General features: G+C 63.9%; 16 protein-coding genes, 1 tRNA gene and 1 pseudogene. 9 read left to right on the top strand and 9 right to left on the bottom strand.

Annotated features, from left to right (window positions below; all coding sequences use genetic code 11):
* The first annotated feature begins 47 nt into the window (after positions 1–47).
* Complete coding sequence (gene orn, locus R2N16_RS06370; protein WP_428984092.1) at positions 48–695, top strand: oligoribonuclease; 648 nt, start codon at positions 48–50, stop codon at positions 693–695.
* On the opposite strand, the gene mog is transcribed toward orn, so the two are convergent.
* A complete protein-coding gene (gene mog / locus R2N16_RS06365; RefSeq protein ID WP_316664732.1) occupies positions 696–1,343 on the bottom strand; it encodes a molybdopterin adenylyltransferase in 648 nt (215 codons plus the stop codon).
* Positions 1,340–1,957 (bottom strand): ribosome biogenesis factor YjgA, encoded by a 618-nt coding sequence (yjgA, locus tag R2N16_RS06360; RefSeq protein WP_316664731.1) that lies wholly within the window; start codon positions 1,955–1,957, stop codon positions 1,340–1,342. Before yjgA ends, mog begins: the two co-directional genes overlap by 4 nt.
* Positions 1,958–2,040: 83 nt before the next feature.
* Here yjgA and pmbA point away from each other — a divergent pair, with 83 nt between their 5' ends.
* On the top strand, positions 2,041–3,414 hold the full coding sequence (gene pmbA / locus R2N16_RS06355) for a metalloprotease PmbA (protein ID WP_316664730.1): 1,374 nt from the start codon (positions 2,041–2,043) through the stop codon (positions 3,412–3,414).
* 67 nt (positions 3,415–3,481) lie between these two features.
* Here pmbA and R2N16_RS06350 read toward each other — a convergent pair whose 3' ends face one another.
* Both R2N16_RS06350 and R2N16_RS06345 read right to left on the bottom strand, forming a co-directional pair.
* Positions 3,482–3,985, bottom strand: a complete 504-nt coding sequence (locus R2N16_RS06350) for a dihydrofolate reductase (protein ID WP_316664729.1) — start codon at positions 3,983–3,985, stop codon at positions 3,482–3,484.
* 4 nt (positions 3,986–3,989) lie between these two features.
* Positions 3,990–4,784 carry a thymidylate synthase gene (locus R2N16_RS06345; RefSeq protein WP_316664727.1) on the bottom strand — a complete coding sequence of 265 codons (795 nt, stop codon included), beginning with the start codon at positions 4,782–4,784 and terminating at the stop codon, positions 3,990–3,992.
* A 216-nt stretch (positions 4,785–5,000) separates the two neighbouring features.
* On the opposite strand from R2N16_RS06345, the gene R2N16_RS06340 reads away from it, so the two are divergent.
* Positions 5,001–6,002 carry a threonine dehydratase gene (locus R2N16_RS06340; protein ID WP_316664725.1) on the top strand — a complete coding sequence of 334 codons (1,002 nt, stop codon included), beginning with the start codon at positions 5,001–5,003 and terminating at the stop codon, positions 6,000–6,002.
* Here the strand turns inward: R2N16_RS06340 and R2N16_RS06335 are convergent.
* On the bottom strand, positions 5,999–6,691 hold the full coding sequence (locus tag R2N16_RS06335; RefSeq protein WP_316664724.1) for a TerC family protein: 693 nt from the start codon (positions 6,689–6,691) through the stop codon (positions 5,999–6,001). The two genes, R2N16_RS06340 and R2N16_RS06335, sit on opposite strands and share 4 nt — an antisense overlap.
* A gap of 516 nt (positions 6,692–7,207) precedes the next feature.
* Here R2N16_RS06335 and egtD point away from each other — a divergent pair.
* Together egtD and R2N16_RS06325 are read left to right on the top strand one after the other, a co-directional pair.
* Positions 7,208–8,254 (top strand): L-histidine N(alpha)-methyltransferase, encoded by a 1,047-nt coding sequence (gene egtD, locus R2N16_RS06330; RefSeq protein ID WP_316664723.1) that lies wholly within the window; start codon positions 7,208–7,210, stop codon positions 8,252–8,254.
* An 85-nt stretch (positions 8,255–8,339) separates the two neighbouring features.
* Entirely contained in the window at positions 8,340–9,638 is a 1,299-nt protein-coding gene (locus tag R2N16_RS06325) for an SUMF1/EgtB/PvdO family nonheme iron enzyme (protein ID WP_316664722.1), read from the top strand.
* A gap of 242 nt (positions 9,639–9,880) precedes the next feature.
* Here the strand turns inward: R2N16_RS06325 and R2N16_RS06320 are convergent, their stop codons facing one another.
* On the bottom strand, positions 9,881–11,752 hold the full coding sequence (locus tag R2N16_RS06320; protein WP_316664721.1) for a DEAD/DEAH box helicase: 1,872 nt from the start codon (positions 11,750–11,752) through the stop codon (positions 9,881–9,883).
* Between the two features lie 496 nt (positions 11,753–12,248).
* Between R2N16_RS06320 and R2N16_RS06315 the strand changes: the two genes are divergently transcribed.
* The gene (locus R2N16_RS06315) at positions 12,249–12,437 is read left to right on the top strand and encodes a hypothetical protein (RefSeq protein ID WP_012435166.1); all 189 of its coding nucleotides are present in this window, start codon (positions 12,249–12,251) and stop codon (positions 12,435–12,437) included.
* Between the two features lie 112 nt (positions 12,438–12,549).
* On the opposite strand, the gene R2N16_RS06310 is transcribed toward R2N16_RS06315, so the two are convergent.
* Positions 12,550–12,624, bottom strand: a tRNA-Arg gene (locus tag R2N16_RS06310).
* A 312-nt stretch (positions 12,625–12,936) separates the two neighbouring features.
* Between R2N16_RS06310 and R2N16_RS06305 the strand changes: the two genes are divergently transcribed.
* Complete coding sequence (locus tag R2N16_RS06305) at positions 12,937–13,152, top strand: hypothetical protein (RefSeq protein WP_147214150.1); 216 nt, start codon at positions 12,937–12,939, stop codon at positions 13,150–13,152.
* Positions 13,153–13,282: 130 nt separating this feature from the next.
* On the top strand, positions 13,283–14,257 hold the full coding sequence (gene kdoO / locus R2N16_RS06300) for a Kdo hydroxylase KdoO (protein WP_316664719.1): 975 nt from the start codon (positions 13,283–13,285) through the stop codon (positions 14,255–14,257).
* Positions 14,258–14,318: 61 nt separating this feature from the next.
* On the opposite strand, the gene R2N16_RS06295 is transcribed toward kdoO, so the two are convergent.
* Both R2N16_RS06295 and R2N16_RS06290 read right to left on the bottom strand, forming a co-directional pair.
* A complete protein-coding gene (locus R2N16_RS06295) occupies positions 14,319–15,230 on the bottom strand; it encodes an amino acid ABC transporter substrate-binding protein (RefSeq protein WP_316664717.1) in 912 nt (303 codons plus the stop codon).
* Between the two features lie 462 nt (positions 15,231–15,692).
* A complete protein-coding gene (locus tag R2N16_RS06290; RefSeq protein ID WP_316664716.1) occupies positions 15,693–15,899 on the bottom strand; it encodes a hypothetical protein in 207 nt (68 codons plus the stop codon).
* A 23-nt stretch (positions 15,900–15,922) separates the two neighbouring features.
* Here R2N16_RS06290 and R2N16_RS25495 point away from each other — a divergent pair.
* A pseudogene (locus tag R2N16_RS25495) lies at positions 15,923–16,900 on the top strand (ABC-F family ATP-binding cassette domain-containing protein); the annotation flags it as partial.
* Positions 16,901–17,107 lie beyond the last annotated feature (207 nt).

Raw genomic sequence — 17,107 nt, 5'->3', positions numbered from 1 at the left:
ATTATAGCCTTCAGTCATTTTCTCAAGGCCCTTGAGTGAGCACCCCAGTGAGTACCCCTGTTTCCCCGTCTGCCGCATCCTCGTCCACCCCCAGCCGCGTTGCCGCCAAGAGCGACAACAATCTGGTCTGGCTCGACATGGAGATGACTGGCCTGAGCCCCGAAAACGATCGCATCATCGAAGTGGCCGTGGTGGTAACGGATTCGGAGCTGAACATTCTGGCTGAAGGCCCGGTGCTGGTGATCCATCAATCCGACGAACTGCTCGACGGCATGGACGCGTGGAACAAGGGCACGCACGGCCGTTCGGGCCTGATCGACAAGGTCAAGGCCTCGACCACGACGGAAGCGGAAGCGGAAGCCGAACTGCTGGCATTCCTCAAGAAGTGGGTGCCGAAGAGCAAATCGCCGATGTGCGGCAACTCCATCTGCCAGGACCGCCGTTTCATGGCGCGCTACATGCCCAAGCTGGAGGAGTACTTCCATTACCGCAACCTGGACGTTTCCACGCTCAAGGAACTCTGCAAGCGCTGGCAGCCGGCTATTGCCAAGGGCTTTACGAAGCACCAGCGGCACACGGCGTTCGCAGACATCATCGAATCGATCGAAGAGCTGCGTTACTACCGCGAGCACTTCATCCGCGACGTGCCGCAAACGCCGGACGCTGAAGCGCTGGCGTCTTCGGTCGCTCCATAATTAAACCTGCAGCGGTTTTGCGCGCACAGCGTGCTTGGGCCGCCAGGCCTTGACCACGCTGTCGTGCGTGTCGACATACGGGCCGCCGATCAGGTCGATGCAGTAAGGCACGGCCGCAAAGATGCCCGACACCGTGGCGCGGCCTTCCACATCCTTCAAACCTTCCAGCGTTTCCTTGATGGCGCGCGGCTGACCGGGCAGGTTGATGATCAGCGTGGCGCGTGACGGCGTTTCGCGGATCACTGCAACCTGACGCGACAAAATCGCCGTCGGCACGAAGTTCAGGCTGATCTGGCGCATCTGCTCGCCAAAACCCGGCATTTCCTTGGTGGCGATCGCCAGCGTGGCCTCGGGCGTCACATCGCGGCGCGTTGGGCCGGTGCCGCCCGTGGTGAGTACCAGGTCGCAGCCGGCATGGTCGACGAGGTCGATCAGTGTTTCGGAAATCGTCGCTTGGTCGTCCGGAATCAGCCGCTCCACCGCTTGCCACGGCGACGAGAGCGCGGCGCCGAACCAGTCGCGCAGTGCCGGAATCCCTTCATCCTGGTACGTGCCCGCTGAGGCGCGGTCCGAAATCGACACAAAGCCGATGATCAGCTCGTCGGGGTGGCGGCGGGCGATCGGGGCGGATGGGGCGGGGGCAGTCATGCTTCGTCGTCTTCGGCTTCGGGTTGATCGGCGTCGCCTTCGTCGCGGTCACCGCCGGCCAGGGCCTGCTTGACCATCTGGAACAGCTCGCGCGACGACTTGGGTGGCTTGGCCAGCTGCGCTTCCTTGCGCGCATTGCGCACCAGCGTGCGCAGGGCTTGCACGTCGGAATCCGGGTGCGCTGCAATGAACTCCGTGACGGCGTCGTCGCTGGCGATCAGGCGATCGCGCCAACGCTCGATGGCGTGCAGGCGAGCGGTTTCCGCCTTGGAGGCGCCAACGAAGGTGGCCAGCACGCGGCGGATGGCTTCGACTTCCTCGTCGGTCAGGGCGCGCATCAGCTTGCCGATGTACTGCATCTGGCGGCGCTTGCCTTCATGGGCGGTGGTGCGTTTGGCTTCGCGCAGGGCGTCGACCAGCTTTTCGGGCAACGGCACCTTTGCGAGTTTGTCCTTGGGCAGCGCTTCCAGGGCGGTGCCCAGATCCTGCAAGGCGTTCACCTCGCGCTTGCGCTGCGATTTGCTCTTGGGCGTATCCGGATCGTCCTCGTCACCGATGTCGGTGCGCACGATGGGTTGCAGATACGTGGGGTTGTGTCGGGATGCTCGGCTCATGGCGCGCATTGTATCTTGCTATGATGGGCGTTTCCGCCCGCTTTTGGCAAAATCGCGGCACCCGTTTCTCCCCTCTACTGCCTATGTCTCAAACGCTCGATTCCAAGACCGACCCCGTGTTTGCCTACCGCCGCGAACAACTCGAGGAGATGGCCACCGATGTGCTGCGCATTGCACGCGAGCTCGGCGCCTCCGATGCCGCGACGGAAATCTCCGAAGGCCAGGGCCTGTCGGTCACGGTGCGAAAGGGCGAGATCGAGACCATTGAGCAGAACCGCGACAAAATTGTTGGCGTGACGGTCATGCTGGGCAAGAAGCGCGGCAACGCCAGCACGTCCGACTTTTCGCCGGCAGCCTTGCGGTTCACCGTCGAGGCCGCCTACAACATCGCGCGCTTTACCGCCGACGATGATTGCGCTGGCCTGGCAGAAGAAGAACTGCTTGAGAAACACCCGCAAGACCTGCAGCTCTATCACCCATGGATGATCGACGCGGAAGCCGCCGTGGAGATCGCACGCGCCGCGGAAGCCGCAGCCTTTGCCGTGAGCCCGAAGATCCGCAACAGCGATGGCTCGAGCATTTCGGCCCAGCATTCGCACTTCGTGCTGGCCACGTCGCGCGGTTTCATGGCGGGCTACCCGTATTCGCGTCACTTCATTTCGGCCGCGCCGATCGCCGGCTCGGGGGCGCATATGCAGCGCGACGATTGGTATTCGTCCAAGCGCTCGCCGGACGATCTGGCCGCGCCCGAAGCGATCGGCAAGTACGCGGCGGAACGCGCGCTGGCGCGTTTGTCCGCGCGCCGGCTGACGACGCGCAAGTGCCCTGTGTTGTTCGAGGCGCCGCTGGCTGCGGGTTTGCTGGGCGCGTTTGTGCAGGCGGTGTCGGGGGGCGCGTTGTACCGCAAGTCGACGTTCCTGCTCGATACGCTGGGCAAGGAAGTCTTCGCGCCGCACGTGCAGATCGCCGAGGACCCGCACGTCCTCAGCGGCATGGGCAGCGCGCCGTTCGACGAGGAGGGCGTACGCACGCAGCGCCGCAATGTGGTGAAGAACGGCGTGGTGGAGGGCTACTTCCTGTCGACGTATTCCGCGCGCAAGCTCGGCATGCAGACCACGGGCAACGCAGGCGGCTCGCACAACCTGAGGCTGTTCTCCGACAAGACCACGCCCGAGGACGACTTTGCCGGCATGCTGCGCCGCATGGGCACGGGGCTGCTGGTAACCGAACTGATGGGCCAGGGCGTGAACTACGTCACGGGCGACTACTCGCGCGGCGCGTCGGGCTATTGGGTAGAGAACGGCGTGATCCAGTATCCGGTGGAAGAGATCACGATTGCCGGCAACCTGGGTGAGATGTTTCGCCAGATCGTTGCCATCGGTGCGGATGCGCTCGTACGTGGTACGAAGGAAACCGGCTCGATCCTGATCGAACAGATGACGATTGCCGGCGAATAAGCCGCCCAACGCCGAAATGACAAACGCGCTCGAAACTGAGCGCGTTTTTTATTGCCTCTGCTGCCGGTTACTGCTCGTTCGATGGCGGACGTTCGTATGTAACGAACGCGTAGTCGAAATCGTTGGGCGCTGCCGCGTGGTGCGTCTCGCGTGCGACTTCGTGCCAGACCTTCGGGTCGGGCGTGGGGAAGTGCGCATCGCCTTCGAAATCGGCGTCAATCTCCGTGACGATCAGGCGGTCCGCGCTCGGGAGGGCATCCGCATACAGTTGCGCGCCGCCGATCAGGAAGATCTGCTCGGCGCCTACACACAGGCGCTGTGCGTCTTCCATCGAATGCGCGATTTCGCAGCCCGGCAGTTCGAGCTTGGCATTGCGCGTGACGACAATGTTGCGCCTGCCAGGCAGCGGGCGGCCGATCGAGTCGTATGTCTTGCGGCCCATCACGATGGGCGCGCCCATGGTGGTGCGCTTGAAGTGCGCGAGATCTTCGGGCAGGCGCCAGGGCAGGGTGTTGTCGCGGCCAATCACGCCGTTGCGGGCGCGGGCGACGATGAGCGTCAGGATGGTCATACGGTTACACGGCCACCGGCGCTTTGATTGCAGCGTGGCTCTGGTAGCCGACGATCTCAAAGTCTTCGTACTGGTAGTCGAAGATGCTTTCGGGCTTGCGCTTGATGTGCAGCTTAGGCAATGGCAGCGGTTCGCGCGCGAGTTGCGTCTCGACCTGTTCGAAGTGGTTGCTATAGAGGTGGCAATCGCCGCCGGTCCAGACAAAATCACCCACATCGAGGCCAGTCTGCTGGGCAACCATGTGCACGAGCAGCGCGTAGCTGGCGATGTTGAACGGCACGCCGAGGAAGATGTCGGCGCTGCGCTGGTAGAGCTGGCACGACAGCTTGCCGTCGGCCACGTAGAACTGGAAGAACGCGTGGCAGGGCGGCAGCTTCATGCGCGGGATGTCGGCCACGTTCCAGGCGGAGACAATCAGCCGGCGCGAATCGGGGTTGCGCTTGATCTGTGCGATCAGCTCGGCGATCTGGTCGATGTGTTCGCCGTTGGGCGTCGGCCACGAGCGCCACTGCGAGCCGTAGACCGGACCCAGTTCGCCGTCGGCGTCGGCCCATTCGTCCCAGATCGTCACGCCGTTATCTTGCAGCCACCGCACGTTGGTCGAGCCCTGCAGGAACCACAGCAACTCATAGACGATGGACTTGATGTGGACCTTCTTGGTGGTCACCAGCGGAAAGCCGTCCTGCAGGTTGAAGCGCATCTGGTGGCCGAACACGGAGCGCGTGCCGGTGCCGGTGCGGTCGGCTTTGTCGGTGCCATGTGCGTAGACATGGCGCATCAGGTCGAGATAAGGCTTCATGCGAGCGCGGGCGAAGAGGCAGTGCGTCGGAAAACGAGTGATCCGCATTGTAACGTGAGCGGCGCGACGTCGACTGTACCGGCAGTGTCCGGAAACTGGCCCGGTTGAAGGGGCGGCACGGCTGGGCTGACAAAGCGGGGAATTGTCGATGTTGCCAGGCAGGGCGGGGCTGGCAAGATGGCGCCATCGCTTCGAACTGTCTGCCGGAGAAACACCATGTCACCCATTGCACCCCCCGCGACGCTGGACCGTACCTCCGAATTGCGCCGTCTGCGCGCAGCGGCCTGCGTCGTCCATGCGGTGATTCCGCAGACTCCGCAGTATTGTTGGCCGTTGCTCTCGCAAGCCATGGGCGCGGCGGTGTGGGTGAAGCATGAGAACCACACAGAGGTGGGCGCGTTCAAGGTGCGGGGTGGGCTGACCTATCTGCATGCCTTGCGCCAACGTGAGCCGCAGGTACGCGGCGTGATCGCAGCGACACGCGGCAATCATGGTCAGTCGATTGCATTGGCGGCGCGCCGGAACGGTATGGCCGTCACCATCGTCGTACCGCACGGCAATAGCGTGGAGAAGAACGCCGCCATGCGCGCACTCGGTGCCGAGCTGATTGAAGCGGGCGATGACTTCCAGGCGAGCCGCGAGGCCGCCGATCAACTGGCCGCTGAACGTGGCTTGCACTTTGTGCCCTCGTATCACGAAGATCTGGTGGCGGGAGTGGCGAGCTACTGGCTGGAATTCCTGGAGACCACGCCGCTGGACGTGGTCTACGTGCCGATCGGCATGGGTTCGGGCGTTTGTGCGGCGGTACGGGTGCGCGATGCGCTGGGGCTGTCGACACGCATTGTTGGCGTTGTGTCGGCGCATGCCCGATGCTACGAGCACTCGTTCGCAAGCGGTACCGTGGTGTCGGCGCCGGTGTCGACGCTGCTGGCCGACGGGCTCGCCTGCCGCACACCGGATGCGAAGGCGCTTGAGGTGATTCGCGCTGGGGTCGACGAGATCATTGCGGTGACGGATGACGAAGTGGCGGAGGCCATTCGCTTGTACTTCTCCACCACGCATAACGTAGCCGAGGGCGCCGCCGCCGCGGCCCTGGCGGGTGCATGGCAGCAGCGGGAGCAGATTGCCGGCCGGCGCATCGGCCTGCCGCTGACCGGTGGCAATATTGATCGCGCCAAGCTGGCGCGCGTGCTCGCCGGTCAGCCGATCCTGGCTTAGGCGGGTTGTTGGCGGCGACGTTGCACCAGCCAACCACCGCCCAGCACGATCAGAAACACCGCCACATACACCGCCCACTTAAGCGGCGGCTGTGCGGCAAAGAACGGCTTGAGAACGGGTTCAGCCACGATCATGTGCGCGGCCGTATAAGCCAGCACCGCCGCGCCGCCGTAGATGATGATCGGGAACCGCTCGATCAGGCGCAGTACCACGCCGCTCCCCCACACCACCACCGGCACGCTGATCAACAGGCCGAGCACCACCAGCAGGAAGCTGCCGTGCGATGCGCCGGCAATGGCGAGCACGTTGTCGATGCCCATCACCGCATCGGCGATGATGATGGTCTTCATGGCGCCCATCAGCGTGGTGCTGCCCGCGCCGTGTTCATCGCCGCCCTGGCCGTCGTCAGCCAGCAGCTTCCATGCAATCCACACCAGTGCCAATCCGCCCAAGAGCATCAGGCCGGGAATCTTCAGCAGCCATACCACCGCCAGCGTCATCAGCGCACGCACGATGATGGCGCCCGCGGCGCCCCACATGATGGCTTTCTTCTGCAGTTCGGGCGGCAGGTTGCGCGCAGCCAGCGCGATAAGGATGGCGTTATCGCCCGCAAGCACGAGGTCGATCACGATGATCGATGCCAGCGCGGCAGCAAACTGCATGGTGAAGATGTCAGATAACCATTCCATGGCGGCTCCAAGTCAAACAACAATAAAAATCGGTTGACCGGACTGCATGGAGTGCTGGGACGAGACGCTTTGCAGACCATGGAATCCGGTTGCAAAGGTCTTGCTCGACACGAACAGGTTGGAAACCTGCTGGTGCCGGCACGACCGGAAGCGTGCGCTTCGTCATGACGATCGTGCCTGGGGCTGAAGAACCCCCGAGCTACTCCCCTTTGAGGAAGTCCGCATTATATCGCAGCGCGTGGATTGTGCGCTGCAAAAACGCAACATCGGCATGGTGTCGCGGTGTGTGCGATTTTTTCAGTGGCGCGGGTGATTTTTACGATTGATGCGATGCCGCGTTGTGGCGGTCTCCGGCGAAAGAACGGTGGCGCTGTCACAAAGCGGCGTCTACGCTGCAATTTCATCCGCGCGCCACCGGCGTGCGGCGATGGCATCGGCGCGATGGCACATTTCTCGCTGCCAATGGCCCTCATGAACATGCAGCACCGTGCCGTTCCACCCACAACGGGAGACACCATGCAGGCCACCAAGCCGTCCGCCGATGCCTACGCCCGCCGCGCGCTGGCTCGTCTGACCCAGCCGCAGCCCACGGTCGACGCCGTTGGCGCGGGCCTGACTTTTTACCAGCTGTTTACGGAAGACGACGCCGCACTGCGTGCCGAGGCGGAAGCCGGCTTGCTCTCATCTGCGGCCAGTATCAGCCCCAAGTTCTTCTACGATGCCCTGGGCTCACGTCTGTTCGAAGCGATTACCGACCTGCCCGAGTACTACCCGACGCGCACCGAAGCCGCGATCTTCAGCCTGCATGCGGCCGAGATCGCGATGCGCGTCGGGCGTGGCGCCACGTTGATCGACCTGGGCGCCGGCAATTGCGAAAAGGCCGCACGCCTGTTCCGCACGCTTGCACCGTCGCGCTATGTGGCGATCGATATCTCGGCGGATTTCCTGCGCGATACGCTCCGGGGGCTTGCGCGTCAGCATCCGCAATTGCCGATGGTCGGCATTGGCGCCGATCTGTGCGCGCCGCTGGTGTTGCCCGATGCTGTGGGCGATGGGCGCCGTGTGTGGTTCTACCCCGGTTCGAGCCTGGGCAATTTCACGCCGCAAGAGGCGGGGGCATTTCTCTCGCGCCTGCACGAAGCTTCTGCCCCTGGTGACAGTGTGCTGATCGGCATCGACCTCATCAAAGATAGCCACCGGCTCGAAGCTGCTTACGATGATCCGCTGGGTGTGACGGCAGCGTTCAACCTGAACGTGCTGCGCAACCTGAATCGGCTCCTGGGTGCGAATTTCGACGTCCGGGATTGGCGCCATGTCGCGCTGTACCGCGCGGATGCGCACCGTGTTGAGATGCATCTGGAAGCGCGCCGCGATGTCACGGTGCGGTGGGGCAAGCAGGCGCGTGCCTTCGCCGCTGGCGAACGCATGCATACCGAGAACTCCGTCAAATACGACTTGCCGAGCCTGCATACGATGTTTGCCGATGCCGGTTTCGAAGACCTGCATGCCTGGACCGACGCCGGCAGCGACTTTGCCGTTTGCCACGCAAGCGTGGGCCGTTAGGCGCGAACGCGACGCTAGGCGGGGCGGCAGAGCGCCAAGCAGGCCGGTGCGATAATGGGCTGATTCCCGCCCGAGGTTTGCCGCGATGGCTGAATTCTTCATGCTCCCCGATCCGACCTTCATCGGATCGCTACCCGACTGGACCGACGGCCGCCGCCTGCCGCGCCAGGGCATCGCGTACAGCCTTGTCGACGCACGCAATCGGACGCTGGCGTTGTTGTCCGCGTTTGGCGATACGCAGCGCGGCTGGCAGATTGAGCGCGTGGAACATCACGCACCCCCGCTCTGGACGCTGGGCCAACTCGCGTGGTTTGCCGAGTTCTGGTGCCTGCGCGAGCCGCGTCGCAACGGCAGCGACACCATCGAGGACGGCGCCGGCACCGAGTGGGACCTGGCGCTCTGGCAGGGCACGCTGCCTGCCGCGCTCGATGGCGCCGACAACTTCTTCGACATGGATCGCATGCCGCCGGAGGCATGCTGGGAACTGACGCTGCCCGGCATCGCGGCGATCAAGCAGTACGCGCACGATGTGCTCGACCGCGTGCTGCGCAAGCTCGCCACGCTCGGCACGGATGACGATGCGGCGCTCGAGCCGTTCCGCTGGGCAGTCTTTCATGAAGACCTGTGCGCCGAACATCTGCACGGCTTGCTGCAGGTGCTCGGCCTGCAACCCGCCGGACAACCGCCGCTGGCCGCCGTGGCCGTACCGGCTGCACAGACATTGTCGTTGCCCGGCGGCCGCTTCCAGATGGGCTGGCCCGACGCCGATGGTTTTTTCTTCGACAACGAGTGTCCGCCGTACCGCACGTATGTGCCCGCGTTCGAGATCGATGCGCAGCCGGTCACGAACGGCCAATACCTGGAGTTCATCGAAGACCGTGGTTACGACCATCCGCAGTGGTGGTCGCCGGCTGGCATGGAGTGGCTGATGATGCAGGAGCGCTCGGCGCCGCTGGGTTGGCAGCGCGATCCCGCCACGCGCACTTGGCAGGCGCTGCGCTACGGTCAGGCGCGTACGATCAACCGAGATGAAGCCGTGCGCCATGTGAGCCTGTACGAAGCCCAGGCGTGGTGTCGCTGGGCCGGCCGCCGCTTACCGACCGAAGACGAATGGGAGATGGCCGCGGTGCAAGGCCGTGCCGGTTTCCATTGGGGGCAGGTGTGGGAGTGGACGTCGTCGCCGTTCGAGCCGTATCCGGATTTCGTGCCGGGTGTGCCGCGCGGCCGTGTGGCGAGCCTGTCGGCGCCTCACTTCATGACGATGCAGGCGGTGCGTGGCGCCGCCGCCCATACGCCACAGCGCGCGCGTCATCCCCGTTTCCGGGGCTTCCTGCTGCCAGAGCGCGATGACGTTTTTGTCGGCTTCCGGACCTGCGCGCTTTGATGGGCGCAACCGCACGCAACCCTCGCTTCGGCGGGGGTTTTTATTGGCCGAGGCACTGACACAACACGTCGGGCGATGGGCATTCGGAAACAGCGACTCATATGCCCGCTTGGACAAGGCGGGCAAGGCGAGCTGCGATGAACCGGCGTTACCGAGGAAACAAAAAACCCCACGCCGTTAGACGTGGGGTTTTTTTATCGGCTGTCTGCTGGGGCTATCCGGAGGGGATAGCCCGTGATCAATCAACGATCGAAGTCGCGCGAACGGCCCTTGCTACCGTAGCTGTCGCGGTTGCCGTCGCTGCGACGCTGCGCGCTGTTGCCGCCGCCGCCGAAGCGGCTGCCGCCGTTGTTGTCGCCAAAGCGACGCGGGGCGCCTTCGCGGTTGCCGTAGCTCTCGCGGTTGCCGTCACGATTGCCATAGCCGCCACCGTTGCCGTTGCCGCCATTGTTGTTGCCGTAGCCACGGCTGGCTTCTTGCGTGCCCGGCGTACGCGCGGGACGCTGTTGCCATTCGCCGCCACGGTTTTGCACGCCTTGGCCGTACGACTGACGCGGGGCGCGGTCGTCGCGGTTCCATTCGCGTTGGCCACCTTGGTAGCCGCCGCTGTTACCGTTGCGATCGTCGCGGCGGGGGGCGAAGCCGTCGCGGTCGCCGCCGAAGCTGCGCTGGACGCGACCTTCGCTGTTGCCGCCATTGCCACCCTGGCGTGCGCCGTAGCCTTCGCGTTGGCCGCGATAACCGCCGCCATTGCCACCGTTCCCACGGTAGCCGCCACGGTCGCCGCCGGCACGCGGGCCGCCGGTACGCGGCTTGGCCGAGCGCTTCGGCTCCAGGCCTTCCACCACGGATGCGTCGATACGGCGATCAACGAAGCGCTCAATGCGGCGCCATTGGAACGTGTCGTTGTGGTTCACCAGGTTGATGGCGATACCGCTGCGGCCGGCACGGCCCGTACGGCCGATACGGTGCACGTAGTCTTCGGCTTGCTTGGGCAGGTCAAAGTTGACCACGTGCGTGATGTCCGGCACGTCGATGCCGCGGGCTGCCACGTCGGTGGCCACCAGCACGCGCAATTGGCCGCGGCGCAATGCCGTCAGCGTACGGTTGCGCGCACCTTGGTGCATATCGCCATGCAAGGCGCCGGCGGAGAAGCCGTGCTCGGTCAGGCGCTCGGCCAGTGAGTCGGCATCACGCTTGGTCGCCGTGAAGACGATGGCTTGCTTGAGCGACGCATCGCGTAGCAGGTGATCCAGCAGTTGCTGCTTGTGCGACATGTCGTCGGTGAAGTGCAGGCGCTCTTCGATGTTGCTCTGATCGACTTTGGCGGCGGCGATTTCGATACGTTGCGGCTCGCGCATCATGCGCTCGGCCAGTTGCTCGATGCGGCGGTCCATGGTGGCCGAGAACATCAGCATCTGACGCGTGGCCGGCGTGGCACCGACGATGGCGTCGATGTCATCCGAGAAGCCCATGTCGAGCATGCGGTCGGCTTCGTCAAAGACGAGCATGTCGAGCGCCGACAGGTCGATGCGGCCCGAGTCGATGTGGTCGAGCAGGCGGCCCGGCGTGGCGATGATGATGTCCGGCATGCGTGCCAGCATGTCGAGCTGCTTCGGGTAGGGCATGCCGCCCAGGATGCTCGCGCAGACGATACGGCGCAGATGGCGGCCGTATTGTGCGGTGGCGGTGGTCACTTGCAGGGCAAGTTCACGCGTGGGCGTGAGCACCAGCAGCGACGGCTTGGCCGGTGCCGGGCGGGGGCGGCGCCCCTTCATGCGTTGCGGCGGGCCGTCCATGCGCGGACGCTGCGGCTCAGGCTGCTCGCTGATGCGCTGGATGGCCGGCAGGATGAACGCGGCGGTCTTGCCCGAACCGGTCTGGCTCGAGACCAGCAGGTCGCGGCCCGACAGGCAGGCCGGAATGGCTTGCGCCTGCACCGGCGTGGGCGTGGTGTAGTTCACTTCGCTCAGCGCGCGGACGATGCGATCGTCCAGGCCCAGCGCAGCAAAGGCGCTGGCACGGGTCGCGGCTTCGGCGATGAGATTTTCGGTATTGGTATTGCTGGTTTCAGCGTGCGCAATAGCGCCGCTGCCGTCTTGAGGCTGCGTCATGTCGAATAGGTAGTAAGGCTGCCGCGCCGCTACATCAACGGATGCAGGCGACGGAAATGGGATACGGCGACCGGTTAATCACGGGCGTCGGCGCCAATCGGATAAGGCCGGTTCGACAGACGGGCTGCAGAACGGACAGGCGGGGGAATGGGCCGGCCTCAAGCTGAAAAAGTCAGCGAGGTGGGGCGGCGGTCCCTTCGGCGTGATGTGAATCCACGCGGGAGATCGGAGACGATGCCAAGCACAATGGCAATCGGCTGCGCATGCATGCAACGGGCGGGGATTCGGGCGATGCGCGCCGGTTTGAACCAGCACATCGACCTACCGCGGACCGAAAAATACGGCAGTAAGCAGCCAAGCCACGGACTATAGCACAAATTTTTGCAGTGCGCAAAAGATGCCAGTGGCACCGATGTAGGTGCCGGCGCCGCTTGCCGGCTTGAACCCGCGGCCTATACTAAAAATACCGGCCATGCTAACGGCCGGAAAGGGGCGGATGATGGAATTCCCGATGGCCTTCTCCAACCTGTACCTGTTGCTCGCCGTTTGCGTTGCGGGCGTGATCGGACTGGCGTCTGCGCCACTGGTGATCCGAGGTGCGCGAGTAGGGATTCGCGTGCTGCTGACGATCATCGGGGTGTTGATCGGGCTGCTCGTGCTCGAAGCGCTGCCGGTGTTGACCTAGATGGCCCGGGGCCATCCGCAGCCATAGGCCCGCCCGCGTGTGGCGGGCCTCGTTGTTTTGTGCGGGCAAGAAAACAAAAGCCAGGCGTGTTGCCTGGCTTTGTCGTATCTGCTGGTCCCGCCGACAGGAATCGAACCTGTATCTCACGCTTAGGAGGCGCGTGCACTATCCATTGTGCTACGGCGAGTGACCGACCCCCGGGTGACGCGAACGGCCGCCCGAGCGAGCCGCGATTCTACGCAATTTGCAGGGCCAAGACCAGTGAGGCACGGGGGTGGAGGGCCGAATGGGCAGCGGTTACCGATGCCATATGAAACGATGATGACGCCATGGGTTCTGTAGGTTGCCGCCCACAGTTCGGGGGCTCCTGGGATGAAGCAAACGCTAAAGCGAACGAACGATCGGTCAAAGAATCAGATTTAAGTATTACGAACTTTCCACGTTTGTTCACGGAAGTTATGCTTCATGACCTATTCCAGAAACCTCCTAGGCGACCAACATGCTGACATCCGAAGAACGGGACGATCCGTGGACGGTGGAGCCGTCGCTGGAGAGCCTGCTCCCCAAGCATCGGGCCGGGACGATCGATCGACCGATCTATTTCCGTCACACCGATACCCCCGACGGCCACGTCATCAAGCAGTTTCCTGATGGTTCACGCCAGCTCGTGCGCTTTGTCGGCCTGGAAGAGCAGGTGGTCAAGCACTTCCTCTGAATCCGTTCCGAGCGCCCGACGCTCTGTCGGCACACTGCGTACGACATGCTACGTTGTGTTTCCTGGCGATGCACTGAGTTGGTGAGCGCACTATCATTCGCGATTGTTTGCGTAAGCGATTGATAAGTTCATGGGAAGTATGCAAGGGTTTGCGCCCGCTAAACCGCCGGTGCGCGAGGGGCGTTCCGGGCAACCAGGCATCGTTGTACCGCCTGCCATCGATATGGTTGTGCCCTGGCCAGTGCGCGAATGGGCGCCTGCGGTGACACCCGACGAGGCGGCTGCCATGCGCTCCGCACTCGAGCGCGGCAATGTATTGCATTTTTCGCAGCTCGACTTTCCGCTCGATGCTCGTGAGCAGCGTTTTCTCGACGCTCACTGGTCCGACGGTAAGACGAAGAACATCAACCTGCGTGCGAACGAAACCGCGGTGCGTGGCGCCGTGGGGGCGCCCGCAGATCTGAACGATCTTGCCGCGCTGATCCGCCGTTACGCTGATGCCGCGGAGCGCCTTGTCCTGGCGCTTTTTCCCGACTATGCGCCACACCTGAAACGCGCCGGCACCTCGCTGCGGCCGGCCGAGATTGCCGGGCGGCCGGTGAGCTGGCGCAAGGACGATACGCGCCTGCACGTCGACGCATTTCCTTCGAACCCGCTGCACGGCCAACGCCTTTTGCGCGTGTTCCACAACGTCGATCCGGACGCCCCGCGCGTCTGGCGCATCGGCGAGCCGTTTGCCGACTTCGCCCAGCGTTTCGTGCCCAAGACGCGCGGGATGCTTCCAGGGCAGTCGTGGCTCATGCACAAGCTTCACATCACCAAGCGCCGGCGCTCGGAGTATGACCACCGCATGCTGCAGCTGCATGATCTTGCGAAGGCCGATCTGGCGTATCAGCGCGGCGCGGCGCAGCAGACTTTCGAGTTTGCGCCTGGCGCTACATGGGTCGTCTTCAGCGACCAGGCGCTGCACGCGGCGATGCGCGGCCGCGCGATGATGGAGCAGACGTTCTACCTGGATCCGGCCGCCATTGCAGATCGCACGCATTCGCCGGAAGCGGTGTTGTCGCGCCTGCTGAACAGGCCGATGCTGCCGTCCCAGCGCTGACGGCACCAAGTAAAACGCCGCCGTGCAATGACGGCGGCGCTGATGCCGCGTGCGGCTTCGTTTAGTCAGCCACCTTGTCGCTCGGGTACTTGAACGAGTCGCGCAGCAGGAAGCTCATCGGAATATCGAGCTTTGCGCTGTGCGGCGGAATCGGTTGCTGGAACCACTTCTTGTAGAGCTTGTCGGCGTCGTAGTCGAGGATGATGTTGGTCATCGCGCGATCGACGAGGCGCTTGAACTCGGGGTCGTCCTTGCTCAGCATGATCGCGTAGGGCTCGACCGTCAGCATGTCGCCGACGACAGCGTAGTCGCTTGGGGTCTTGGTGTTGGCGCGGAAGCCGTAGAGCAGCACATCATCCATCGCAAAGGCGTCGGCCTTGCCGGCTTCGACCATCGCGAAGGATTCGGCGTGGTCCTTGGCTTCGAGGAACGTCATGTTCAGCACGCGCACGTCGTTCATCTTGCGCAGTTCGGCCACGCTGGTGGTGCCCTTGGTCGTGACGACGGTCTTGCCGCGCAGGTCGTCCCACTTGCGGATGCCCGACGAGGTCTTGACGATCATGCGGATGCCCGCGATGTAATGCGGGATCGTGAAGGCCACTTTTTCGCGGCGTTCGCGGTTGTTGGTGGTCGAACCGCATTCGAGGTCGGCCTTGCCTTCAGTGATGGCTGGTATCCGCGTCGACGGCGTGACCATCACATACTGCACTTTCAGGTCGGGCCGCTTGAGGTCGGTGCGCAGCTTGTCGACCACGCGCAGGCAGAGGTCCATGGCGTAGCCGACGGGCTTTTTGTCGGCGTCGTAGAAGGAAAAGGGCACGGAGCTTTCGCGGTAGGCGACGCGGACGGTGCCGGTGTCGCGGATGCGGTCAAGCACCGGCGTGGAGGAGGCCAGGACAGTGCCCGGCGCAAAACTGAACAGCGAAGCGAAGAGCAACGCTGCAGCCGGCAGCGCGCGCGTGAAGAACGGCATGGTTGTATCCCCCGGAAAGAATCGGCGACCCACTTTATCGTTATGCCCGGCTCGTGGCCGGAGGGCCTGCCGCATGATACGGCCCGGCGCTGCAACCTGCAGGCCTGTGCTTTTCTGGTGTTGTAAGCAGGCTGCAAGCGTGGATTCCGCCTTCTAAAAGCCGATGCGTGGCGAGTGCGTTGCAGTGGTGCATGGCGCACACGCGGCGTGCGCCACGCACCGTCTCAGCCGTCCGGCAGGTGCAGCGGACTTGCCCGCGGTGCATGCTTGACCCAGCATGCGTTGCTGCGGTGCGAAGCCGCACCGGGCCTAGCGTTAGGCGTTTTTCCCTACCGGGTTTGTCCCGACTGCCCGAGACGGACGAGGGGCGCTATGCTCCGTTCATGTCTTGTTCGCAAGGCATCGAGGAGAGACTCTTCCGGCCCGCCGAAAGCGGGCCGTTTTCTTTGGTGCGCGCGTCTTTTAGTTCTGGTTAGGCAGCACGTTGCCCGGCTGAGAAGACTGCCGCGGCCAGTTCGAGAACGCGAAAATCCACAGCGCCACCAGGTTCACCACCGGCACCAGCACAAGCAGGGTCCACCACTGTGAGAAGCCGGTCCGCAGCAAGATCTGCCGCACCGGAATGCCTGCCACGATCAAGATGATCAACAGCCCGAATAGTCCGCGCATCGTTGTTCCCCTTTGGTAACGGTATGGATGGCGCGGCCGGAAAAAGCGAGTCCGGCGGCACAAGCGTTATAGCACCGGCATGTGCAAGCGCAACGCCGCCGATGGGAGTCGCGCGGGGCGACTACAATACGCGCCTTCCGGCCGCACGCGGCCCGCACCCATTTCACTCCAGCATGGCCCTGTTTTCCATTACCGATGCGCAACTGGCGTTCGGCCACGTGGCGCTGCTCGACCACACCGATTTCTCGCTGGAGGCCGGCGAGCGCGTTGGCCTGATCGGCCGCAATGGCACCGGCAAGTCGTCGTTGCTCAAGATCGTGGCGGGAACGACCTCGCCGGATGACGGCCTGATCGCCCGCCAGAGCGGCGTGACCTCGGCTTATGTGCCGCAAGAGCCCGAGTTCGACCCCGAGCAGACCGTGGCCGAAGCCGTGGCGATGGGCGTGCCGCACGCCGCCGGGCTGCTTGCCGAATACGAAGCGCTGATCACGTCGATGGGCGATTCCCACGATGAAGACGCGCTGCACAGGCTGCAGGCTTTGCAATCCCGACTGGAAGCCGCAGACGCCTGGCAACTGCGTACACGTGTGGAAACGACCATCGCCCAGTTGGGCCTGCAGCCGGGAGCGCGCATCGGTTCGCTGTCGGGCGGCCTGACCAAGCGTGTGGCGCTTGCGCAGGCGCTGGTGGGCGCGCCCGATATCCTGCTGCTGGACGAGCCGACCAACCACCTCGACTACGACTCCATCCGCTGGCTCGAAGACTTGCTGCTGACCTTCCGCGGCAGCGTGTTGTTCATCACGCACGATCGTGCGTTCCTCGACCGCGTGGCGACGCGCATTATCGAACTCGATCGCGGCAAGCTGCGTTCGTACCCAGGCAACTTTACGGCGTATCTGACGCGCAAAGCGCAGGAGCTGGAAGCCGAGGCGCTGGAAAACGCCCGCTTCGACAAGCTGCTCGCGCAGGAAGAAGTGTGGATCCGCAAGGGCGTGGAAGCGCGTCGCACACGCAGCGTCGGCCGCGTTGCGCGACTGGAACAGATGCGCGTGGAGCGCCAGGTGCGCCGCGAGGTGCAGGGCAACGTCAAGCTGGAAGTCTCGCAGGGCGATCGCTCCGGCAAGATCGTCGCCGAACTGATCGACGTGACCAAGCGCTATGGCGACAAGACCGTCGTCGACAACTTTACTGCCACGATTCTGCGCGGC

It is taken from the genome of Ralstonia psammae (assembly GCF_958405935.1).
In the GTDB taxonomy this organism is placed as follows: Bacteria; Pseudomonadota; Gammaproteobacteria; order Burkholderiales; family Burkholderiaceae; genus Ralstonia; species Ralstonia psammae.
The sequence above is the reverse complement of the archived record's forward strand: the minus strand, read 5'-3'. Positions and strand labels throughout refer to the sequence as shown.